A 10,828-nucleotide genomic window follows, 5' to 3' on the forward strand; every position below is an offset into this window, starting at 1 on the left:
TTCCGATCCCCCCCCAGACCTCATACCCCCCGACCCCCCCGCGCCCCCGCCGGGCCGGGGGGGCCGGGGGCGGGGGCGGCGGGCGCCCCCCCCCCCCCCCCCCCACGGCCGGGACCTGCTCCCCGTCGCGTCACCCGCACGAACCTCCAGGAACGGATTCATCGAGAACGCTTGGAGTTTCACATGAGAGTGCGTCCAAGACAGCTGCTGTGCCTTCTCGCGCTAATGGTCTCCTTGCTCGCCCTCGCCGCTCCCGCCACACCGGCGAGCGCCGCCGCCGACCCGGTCAACGCAGAACCCGCGGTGGTGCCCGCCCTCCAGAAGTGGCAGGGCCGCACCGGATTCTTCGAGCTGAGCCGGCACAGCCGCCTCGTGTTCGCCGGAGCGCACCGCGACCGTCTCCGCGATCAACTCGCCACCCTCCCCGACGAGATCGAGCAGGTCACGGGGCGCAAGCCGGCCCTGTCGCCGCGCCACCCGCACAGCGGCGACATCGTGCTTTCGATCGATCCCACCCTGCCCGAAGCGGTGGACAGCGCCCGGTTCAAGGAAGAGGGCTACACCTTCACGGTCACCGGCAAGAACGTGCGGATCACTGCTCCGACCGCGAAGGGCGTCTACTACGGCACCCGTACGCTCCTGCAGATCCTGCTGCTCGACGACGGCCGTGATTCCGTCCCCGTGGGCACCGCCGTGGACTGGCCGAACTACAGGGTGCGGGGCTTCACGCTGGATGTCGGGCGGCGCTTCTTCACCGCGGACTTCATCCGCGACTACATCCGTCTCATGGGCTGGTTCAAGCTCAACGAGTTCCAGATCCACCTCAACGACAACGGGTTCAAGGGCGACGGGCCCTGGAGCGAGGCCCAGGCCGGCTTCCGGCTCAGGACCGACAACCCCGCGCTGTCCGGCCTGGCCTCGAAGGACGGGGCGTACGACCGGCGCGACTGGGACTCCTTCGAGGACACCGCCGCCGCCAACGGCGTCACGCTCGTCCCCGAGTTCGATGCCCCCGCCCATTCGCTCGCGTTCATCCGGTTCAAGCCGTCCCTGGGCCTCAACAACGGCGACTCCGATCACCTGGACCTGTCCAAGCCGGAGACCACCGCGTTCATGAAGTCGGTGTTCGACGAGTTCACGCCGTGGTTCCGCGGCCCGGACGTGCACTTCGGTGCCGACGAGTACCGGTCGGACAAGCCCCGCTACAAGACCTACTTCAACGAGATCGCCGCCCACATCCGCACGCTCGGCAAGCAGCCGCGCGCCTGGGGCAGCCTGTCCCTGATGACGTCCGACACCGAGGGCTTCGACCGCGACGTCACCCTCAACAGCTGGAACAACTCGTGGTACGGCCCGCAGGCCGCCAAGAAGGACGGCTACTCGTTCATCAACACCAACGACGCCCTGCTCTACATCGTCCCGTTCGCGAGCTATTACCACGGCCACGGCCTGGACGGTAAGTACCTCTACGACAACTGGGAACCCAACGTCTTCCCCGACGGCCAGAGCGTCGCGCCGAAGGACCCCCAGCTCCTCGGAGCCATGTCCTCGGTGTGGAACGACCTGACCAAGTCCAGCTACACCGAACTCGACGTACACAAACTGGTCGACCCCACCTTCGGCGTCCTCGCGCAGAAAATGTGGAGCGGCGCCAACTCGGCTGTCCCGTACGGCGATTTCATGTCGACCGTACGCAAGCTCGGCGTGGGTACGGGGCTGACCGAGGTCGCCACGACCCTCGCCACCCCGGCCGACAGCGAGCTGAGCGCGGGCAAGCCGGCGTCCGCGTCTGCGGGCACGGCCGACGCGGCGTTCGACGGGGTGAGCACCACCAAGTGGCAGAGCGGCCCGGGAGATCACGCCTGGCTCCGCGTGGACCTCGGCCGCCCCCGGATCGTCACCAAGGCCGACCTGGACTGGGCGCCCGCACACGGCCGCGACTACGCGATCCAGGTGTCCGGCGACGGCGCGACCTGGACCACGGTCGCCCGCCGCACGGACCGTACGTCCGCGGGATCCGACACGCTCACCTTCGAACCGGTCACCGCCCGGTACGTGCGTCTCGTCGGCACCGAAGCGGCCCGCAAACAGGACGGCTACGCGCTGTGGAGCATGCGCGTCTTCGACGCAGCGGATCTGGCGTTGCGCAGGCCGACCACCGCCTCGTCGTCCGAAGTGCCCAGCCTGGGACCGGAGAACGCCACCGACGGTGACCAGGCCAGCCGCTGGGCCAGTGCTTACCGTGACGGCGAATGGATCCAGGTGGACCTGGGCCAGGTACAGACGGTCCGCCGCGTCCTGCTCGACTGGGAGACGGCGTCCGGAAAGGACTACGACATCCAGGTCTCCGACGACGGGACGAACTGGAAGACAGCCGCTGCCGTCCGGGACAAGCCCGCGGGCGCCCGCGTGGACGACCTCACCTTCGCTCCCGTGTCGGGCCGGTACATCCGCATGCAGGGCATCAGGCGCACGTCGTCCTTCGGCTATTCGCTCCGGCGCCTCGAGGTCCGGGCCGCGAGCCCGGCGACGAACCCCCCGCGCCGCTGAGACGTGGTGCCGGCCGGTGACGGAGCCGGTCGGCACCGCTGCACAACCCCTACCAGGCACGGAACAGTCGCTCATGGAGAGAGGGTCACTCGGCAGTGAGTAACAGCTATGGAAAGATTGCTTCCTTCTTGGGGGTGGTGATCATCGCATCACTCCTGTTCGGCGTATCCGCAACGAAGCAGGCGTCCGCGCAGCAGGTGGCCGGGAACGCTCCGTTCATCAACTCCTGGCTTGTCTCGGGCCCATTCGATTCGCCGCTGGCCGACAAGCAATATGAATGTGAAGCCGATGGCTCGAAGGCCCCGGTCGACGGGAGGACGAAGATCACCCCGAAGGTCGGCGATTCGTTGAGCTTCGGCAACGAAAGCGGAAAGTGGGAGTACTTCGACGACCGCATCTATAACCGGAACTACGACGACTACCAGGATCTTTACGGGTATTACTCCGTCAAGAAGGGTGTCGATACGAGGAACAAGTACGTGTACGCGCACACGTACGTCTACAGCCCGGTCGAGCAGCAGGCATATTTCAATGCCGGTGCGAGCGGTTCGTACCGGCTGTATGCGAACGACAGCTGCCTGACGAACCCGAGCACCCCGGTGGAGGTCCAAAAGGATCTGACGAAGCAAGCCGTCCAGCTGCACGCGGGCTGGAACAAGCTGATGATTCAGATCAAGCACACCTACACGGAGGACGTGAATTCAAACGGTGTGCCGATAGCCAAGGATCAGAACGTCGCCTATCTCGGGTTCTACGGTCGGGTGACGGACCAGAACGGCAACAAGATCGATGGCCTGGTCAATTCCGTGACAGGGTCGTCGAGGAGTCTGCAGATCGTGTCGCAAGAACTCTCGACCGACGATGCGATCCGCACTCCGCTTCCGAAGAACAACATGCCCACTGGTTACAAGGAATGGCCGTACGTCTGGAACAAGTCGGCGTCCGACAACAAGTACGGCGTCAGTGCTTCGGCTTTCCAGTTCATGGCTGCCGGTGGCGCACCGGGCTATACCTGGAAGATCATCGACGGGAAGTTGCCTGATGGTCTGGAGCTGAACCCCGATGGCTCCATCGCGGATGGAATGGTCGACGGGAAAGTCGATCTGAACAGCCCCAAAGGCATCGTCGACGTCAAAACCGAACCAGGCGACTACCACTTCACCGTCCAGGTGGCCGATAGGGAAGGGAGTACTACTTCAAAGGACTTCACCATCACGGTGAAGGAACGTCCGAACAAGTGGTTCGAGGAGGGCAGGGTAGGCGCGCTTACCCATTCCACCGCGACGTACAACTACTTCGTGGATCCGAACTACTCCGTTGATCAATGGGCAGCGAGAGCGAAGCGTGAAGGACACTCGCTGGTTTCGATCGAAGCTCTGCAGCAGAACTACTTCTGGCCGTCGAAATTCGCCGATCCGAAACACATCAGGGCGGAGTACCTGCCCAAGGACGAGAACGGCAAGGTAGTAGACGGATTGAGGCAGTACGAGCAGGCGGTAAAGCGGTACGGTATGAAATTCGGCCTGTACTACGCGACCGAGGGTGGCGGTTTGCAGCATTACTCCACTGATGTGTTCGTGCAGAATGTGGAGGATCTTATTCAGCGTTACGCTCCGGAGTACCTTTACTTCGACGGTCCACAGGCGATGCCCAATGCCAACTACGACGCCATGTACAGTGCGATACGCAACCGCAGCGATGAGATCATCGTGGACTCAAATGCCTGGGGGGCAGAGTACGGCGATCCGGATGTGAGAACCGGCGAGGCGTCGGGCATCTACGCCAATACGGGGAAGAACCATCTTCTCAAGCGGACCCCCATGGAACCGTGGAAGATGATCCACACCAAGAACATGCTCTCGCCGTACTACGAAAAGCGCGACGACTTCAGGCAGGTCGCCAAAGAGATGGTGATGAATGCCGGTCGGGGCTATGTCGACAACAACGATCAGTCGGTTCTCGACAGCCGGGGACCGAACTGGGACTCTGCCCAGGACATCGCCACGAGGTATCCGAAGGCCGCCCAGGAGTTCATCGATGTAAGAGAGAACCTCGCCGGCTGGTTCAGTCCTGAGGAGGGGCCGGAGAGACACGAGTCCACGACGGGCACCACGCCGTACTTCCTGGCGGGCTACGGCTACGAAGACGATGGACGAGGAAACTACGAGAAGTTCGCTTTCCCCGACAGCGCGACCGGCCCGCAATGGGGATATGCGACCGCCAGGGACAACAACATCTATCTGCACATCGTGAAGGGGCCGGACGGCAAGAGGGGCTTCGACGCGATCACCGACAAGTCCCTGACCATTCGTCCGGTCAAGAATAGGGTGAAGTCGGTGAGTTGGCTGAACAGCGACGTCCCGGTCACGTCGTTCAGCCAGAAGGGCGACAGCCTGACCATCGACCTGGCCGATGTGGAGGAAGACCCGATCGACACCATCGTCAAGATCGTGACGGACGATCCTGAGCGCAAGTACCAGCTGACCAATGTCGACGTCACTGGTGAGCAGTTGGCGCCGAAGGTGCTGAAGGTCAAGGCCGAGGGCTACATGACGTATCCCGCGCTGAAAGCCAGTCTTTCGGGCGTGACCTACAGCGGCGCGAACCCTGAGATTGCGAAGGTTCGCCCCAGTGGAATCGTGAATCCGGTGTCGGACGGCACGACGAGCATCACGGTCCGAGGCACTTATGAGGGCGTGACCAGGCAAGGCGTGTTGAAGGTGACGGTGAAGGATGGTGCCATCCATGCCGCCGACATGCTCAGTGCGTCGTTGTCGGTGGAGGGGAAAGAGGCCTACGGCGAGTTCGGCCTGACCGACGGGCTCACGTACGAGATACAAGGCAGGTCGGCCTCGGGCGGGCCCATCGGCTTGGACGCGGCTCAGATCACATGGCATGGCGGAATCGTCGATCTGGCCGGCGGTGACACATACAAGCCGGTCGCCATCAAGGAAGTGGACACGTTCACGTTCAAGGGGAACAAGATCATCACCCCGCAGGTCGAGGCACCCACGAGAGGGGTCGTCTGGGCAGACGTGACACTGGACGGTAAGAACTATCGGACAAACAGGGTCTTCATGGACCTGCTGCCGTACCGGAACCTTGCAAAGGGAGCAGAAATCACGGCCGGCCAGGGGCAGGACGCGTTGTCGAACCTCACCGACGGCAGGCTCATCGATGGCGACCACTTCGATCAGTCGATGTGGTCGGTGCCGGGAAGCGAAGAGGCTTGGATTCAATTCAAGCTGCCCAGGAAGTCGGATATCGCGAACATCGACATCAACTTCAACACGCTGGATCAGCGGTACGTCAACACGCCCAAGACAATCGGGATCCAAACCAGTGTCGACGGTGTGTCCTGGAGTGATGCCAGTACGGTCAACGGACCGACGGGTACTGCCTATTTCGGGTTCCACAACCAGTACCCCCTCAGCGCACAGGCCCAGTACGTGAGGTTGGCGTTCGACGACGGCTCGAACGGGTCGACGACCGACCTGCTCGAGGTTGCCATCAACGGGAGATAGGTGACACGGCGACCGGCCGGTTTCGTGGCCTTCATCGGTGACGACGCCGGCCGGCACCACTGCACAACCGGTTGCACCCTCCACGTAGAACACGAGACATATCGACACATGTCGATTTGGAGGAATCGTGGACAGAAGAAACTTCCTGATCGCCGGCGGTGTCAGTTCGCTGGCGCTGATCGCGACGCCGGCCCTCGCCCAGCCGGCGGCAGCAGCAGGGCCGGCGTTCACGGAGCAGGCCGGTCGCCCGTTGCGGATCAGGGCGGGATTCCTGTCGCTGGGTCTCGACCCGACGGGCCGGGTCGTCGAACTGAAGGACGTACGCACGGGAATTGACCATCTGTCGGCGGGCAAGTCGCTCCCCCTGGTGTCCGTCGTCCTGGGCGACGGAAAGCAGGACGTCCCCACCCAGGTGAAGGTCTCCCGGTGGGACCGGCACGTGCTGGTGTTCAGCGGCGGCCAGGCGACGGTCGAGGTCGAGATCGTCAACCACGCGACGTACGCGACGCTTGAGGTCGTCGGTCTGGACGCCGCACCGGGCGTGGACGTGCGGACCCTGCTGTGGGGGCCGCTGACCACCAGCGTCACCGACACCGTCGGCGAGGCCGTCGGTGTGGTCCACGACAGCGGCTTCGCCCTCGGCATCACCCCGCTCAACGACAAGACCGTCGGCGGTTGGCCCAAGGAGTTCGACGCGTACGGGTTCGGTTCGGAGGTGAAGTCGAAGCCGTACGGGGAGGCCGGGACGCAGAACGAGTGGGGCGCCGCGGCGAAGACGTCGTGGGGCAGCATTCTGCGCGCCTACTCCTACGACTACAGCACCGTACGGACCCGCGAGGACGGCATCCGGATCGGTCCGCTGCCGGGCTTCGAAGGCCGGATCCTCGGATCGAAGCTGGCCGTGCACGGCAGCACCCCTGACCTCGTGCTCACCGTGCTCAGCCAGATCGCCCAGGGCGAGCACCTGCCGTACCCGACCATCGACGGGCAGTGGCAGAAGGCGGCCCGGGCGACCCGGCAGCCGTTCCTGGCCTTGTCGTCCCTCGGCACCTCGAACCTGTCCGACGCCATGAAGTTCGCGAAGCAGGCGGGCATCAAGAATGTCTACTCCGTGCAGGGCGCGGCCGGTCCCTGGAAGTCGACGGGGCACTACCAGTTCAACAGCGGCTTCGGCGGCTCGGACGCCGCCGCGGCTCAACTGGTGGCGACCGCCGCCGCGGGCGGCATGCGGGTCGGCGTGCACACCCTGTCCAACTTCATCCAGGCCAGTGACCCGTACATCTCTCCCGCACCGGCCGACAAGCGGCTCACGGTCGGAGTGACCGTGCAGCTGACCCGCGCTCTGTCCGCGTCGGACACGACCCTGTACGCCGACGGAGACTCCGGGGGCGGCGGTCATGTCATCGGCCGCCGGCTGCGCATCGGCGACGAGTTCCTCACGTACTCCGGTGTGACGCAGGCGGGCGCCGGCGAGTGGCAGTTCACCGGCGTCAGCCGGGCGCAGTGGGGATCGGCCGCGGCGGCCCACCCCGCCGGGGCCGATGCCACCCGGGTCAGCGAGAACCAGTACGGCGGCGCGCGAGGCGACCTGCCGGTCATCGACGAGATCGCCACCCGCCTTGCCACCATGGCCAACACCACCGGTGTACGGAGCATCTCCTACGACGGACTGGAGGAGGTGTCCTGGAGCGGCTGGCGCGGCCAGGGCTTCGCTCACCTGGTCAACGGCATCTACCGCCGGCTCGACTCCCGGGACGGCTTCATCTGCGAGGCCTCCAACCCGTCGTCCAACTCGTGGTTCGCCCAGTCGCGGATCAGCTGGGGCGGCATTGGCTGGTCCGACTCCAACTATGCGCAGGTGACCAGGAACAACAACTTCTACCGGGCAAACTTCCTGCCCGCCATGGGTGGTTCACTGCCGATCGGCGGAGGCACGAGCACGCTCGGTGTCGAGCACAACCTGGCCCTCGGCGCATCGATCGGCGCGAACTTCGGCTGGTTCGAGACGAGCACGGACAGTCTCGCCAAGGGATCCAACACCGCGGCGGTCCTCACCGCGGTACGGATCTGGAACTCCGCCATCGAGGCCGGCGCCTTCACGCCCGCCCAGCAGCAGCTCATGACCGACGAGAAGAAGAATTGGCACCTGAGCGAGATGACCGAGGGGAAGGAGTGGTCGCTGCAGGAACTGGACTCGTCCGGCAGTCCGGTCGGCCCGGCTCAGCCGGTGCAGGCGCCGAAGCCTGGTTTCACGACACCGGAGCCGGCCGACGGCCGCGTGGGTGAGCTCTACGCGTTCAAGGTCACCTCCAGCTCGCCCCGGACGGTCCGGTACGAGGTCACCACCGGCGCGCTGCCCGCCGGACTGAGTCTGAACAAGGACACCGGCGGCATCACCGGAGTCCCCACCGCCCCGGGCACCAAACGGTTCACGATCACCGCGCGCAACAACAGCGTCATGCCCGACGCGGAGGTCACGTACAGCCTGCAGATCGCTCGCGGCTGACAACGGCCTCGGTCGGTCCCTGACCGCTGAAAACAGTCAGGGCCACGATGGAGGTGTGACGAAACGCCTCAGCGCTGCTCTTCGACGGCGTCCAGAGGGATGTCGTGGCCCTGGCTCGCCTGGTTCTTGTGCGCCGACACCGTGATCGTGGCGGGGCCGCGCCCTCGATGGTCTCTCAGCGCCCGTCGGCATGTGCGTCAACGGCTGCGCCACCCTGCCCGCCTTCACCAGCGAGGCCGCGGCGATCGTCAACGGAAACGGAACGGTGTGGGATTCCGCCAGGAAGGTCTTGTCGGTCGTGACTGGCCGCGTCGCGGTGGATGGGGGGCTTCGAGGCCGAGGTGTGCCGCCGGACGCAGGGCGTGCGCTCTTGAGTGCGGCGCTCCAGCCACTCCTCCTCTCGCGCCCTCGGCGGGTCGGGGTGACAGTGGAAGTATCGGTATCTGTGAGGCGGGATGATCATGGATCGGTATCCCCCCATCGCCGAACACGGTCTTGTCGGGGACCTGAAGGCTGCGGCCCCGGTCCCCGGGCAGGGGGTTGGCGACTGGTTCGCGGCTCCCCAGTTCGACTCGCCCAGCGTCTTCGCCGCCTTTCGGGCACCCGGTGTTGTCATGTATCTCCGGATCACGTTCCCCTCTCCCAGCCCGTGCCCGTCGCTGAGCACGGCTGCCACCACTCTGGATGACGCCCTCGGCCGGCAGCGCGACCGAGCACGGCAGGAGGCGGTATGCGGACGATGAATGAGGAACCGGCACGGGTGCTGCGGACACCGCGCGCTGCGGGTGTCGCAGGGGTCCTGTTCGCGTTGCTGCTGAGCGCGGCCCTGGTCCTGGTCCGTATCGCCATTCCCGGCCACCCGGTCGGTGCGGACACATAGCTCGCCAACCCCACCAACCGTGATGCGCTGCGCACCGCCGCGGGCCTGGTGCCCTTCGCGGGGGTCTTCTTCCTGTGGTTCATGGGTGCGGTACGGGATCACGTGGAGCACGGGCAGGCGGACAGGTTCTTCGGCACTCTCTTCATAGGCAGCGGGCTGTTGTTCATCGCGATGGTGTTCGTCCTCACCGCCTGGGTCGACGGCCTCATCGCAGCTGCCGGCACGCTCCGCCTCACCGGGCAGTTGGCGTCGTGGGAGTTCGGGCGCCACCTGGCACTCACCCTGCTGGCGAACTACGCGATGCGCATGGCGGCGGTCTTCACCTTCTGCACCACCACGATGGGGCACCGCATGGGTGTCTTCCCCCGCTGGCTCACCTGGTTCGGCGTGCTCGCCGGGCTGGTCCTGATGTTCCTCGTCAGTACCATCGCCTGGTCTGAACTCGTCTTCCCCGCCTGGGTTTTGGTGCTGAGCGGGCATGTCCTTTGGTCCTCCCTCCGCCCCCCGGAGGCGCGAGAGGCATCAGGGGCAGGCGAATGAGGTGAGCGACGGGGGGTGCATCTTTGGCGTGGGCTCAGCGGGACCGGCCCGCGTGGGCGCTGTGTAGCGGTCAGACGGGGGAGGAGGCACCGAGGCGTTCGGCGATGTGGTTGCCGACGCGCAGCGCGTTGGCGATGGCGGTCAGGGAGGGGTTCACTGCGCCGATGCTCGGGAAGAAGCTGGTGTCGACGACGTAGAGGTTGTCCAGGTCGTGGGTCTTGCAGGTGGTGTCGAGCGCTGAGGTGCGCGGATCGTTGCCGAAGCGCACGGTGCCGGCCTGGTGGGCGGTGGCGCCGATGGGCATGTCCTTGTGCAGGTAGAGGGTGTGCGGCAGCAGGTAATGCCTGTGCATGCCCAGGTGGCCGAGGATGCTCTGCAGCTTGCGGCGCAGGTGTCCTCGGCGTGGTGGGTTCGGCCGCCCGCCCCAGGCCCTGGCGCTTCGTCACCACCGTACGGGTGCACTCCGTGTGCGAGGCCTTCCGCCGCACCCCGGGTGCGGGCCGCCCGACCCTGCTGCTCGGCGACGGCGACGCCGCGCCGCCCAGCTGGACAGCCCGCTCGATGATCTGCGCCGACGGGACCGCAGGTGCCGTTCAAGGCCGAGCCCGGCCGGGAATTCTCACCCTCGCAGCGTATGCCGGATTTAACCTGGTCAGGGCGATTTTTGATAAAGTGTCACCGTGTGGCTACTTAGAGTGACGAGGTCCTCATGAGTCAACCTGCTGGTCGACCTGACAAAAGGCAGAGGGCGGAGGAAGCTCGTGCGGCATCGGGTTCGGACCCTCTTGGTGCCCCCGATCCCCTGGAGAGCGAGCTCAGTTCTGCCGA

At 65.4% G+C, this 10,828-nt stretch carries 5 protein-coding genes and 1 pseudogene; 5 read left to right on the forward strand and 1 reads right to left on the reverse strand.

Annotated features, from left to right (window positions below; genetic code table 11):
• The first annotated feature begins 183 nt into the window (after nucleotides 1-183).
• The 5 genes from ACF08M_RS31150 (at nucleotide 184) to ACF08M_RS31170 (ending at nucleotide 10,000) form a co-directional block, all read left to right on the forward strand.
• Nucleotides 184-2,550, forward strand: a complete 2,367-nt coding sequence (locus ACF08M_RS31150) for a discoidin domain-containing protein (RefSeq protein WP_392188602.1) — start codon at nucleotides 184-186, stop codon at nucleotides 2,548-2,550.
• Between the two features lie 95 nt (nucleotides 2,551-2,645).
• Complete coding sequence (locus tag ACF08M_RS31155; protein WP_392188603.1) at nucleotides 2,646-6,074, forward strand: putative Ig domain-containing protein; 3,429 nt, start codon at nucleotides 2,646-2,648, stop codon at nucleotides 6,072-6,074.
• 127 nt (nucleotides 6,075-6,201) lie between these two features.
• Complete coding sequence (locus ACF08M_RS31160) at nucleotides 6,202-8,580, forward strand: Ig domain-containing protein (protein ID WP_392188604.1); 2,379 nt, start codon at nucleotides 6,202-6,204, stop codon at nucleotides 8,578-8,580.
• 730 nt (nucleotides 8,581-9,310) lie between these two features.
• Nucleotides 9,311-9,460: a hypothetical protein gene (locus ACF08M_RS31165; RefSeq protein WP_392188605.1), complete on the forward strand. Its 150-nt coding sequence runs from the start codon at nucleotides 9,311-9,313 to the stop codon at nucleotides 9,458-9,460.
• Nucleotides 9,461-9,508: 48 nt separating this feature from the next.
• Nucleotides 9,509-10,000 carry a hypothetical protein gene (locus tag ACF08M_RS31170; protein ID WP_392188606.1) on the forward strand — a complete coding sequence of 164 codons (492 nt, stop codon included), beginning with the start codon at nucleotides 9,509-9,511 and terminating at the stop codon, nucleotides 9,998-10,000.
• A gap of 70 nt (nucleotides 10,001-10,070) precedes the next feature.
• Here the strand turns inward: ACF08M_RS31170 and ACF08M_RS31175 are convergent.
• A pseudogene (locus ACF08M_RS31175) lies at nucleotides 10,071-10,391 on the reverse strand (GMC family oxidoreductase); the annotation flags it as partial.
• Between the last annotated feature and the right edge of the window lie 437 nt (nucleotides 10,392-10,828).

This window comes from Streptomyces sp. NPDC015032 (assembly GCF_043080425.1).
GTDB lineage: Bacteria > Actinomycetota > Actinomycetes > Streptomycetales > Streptomycetaceae > Streptomyces.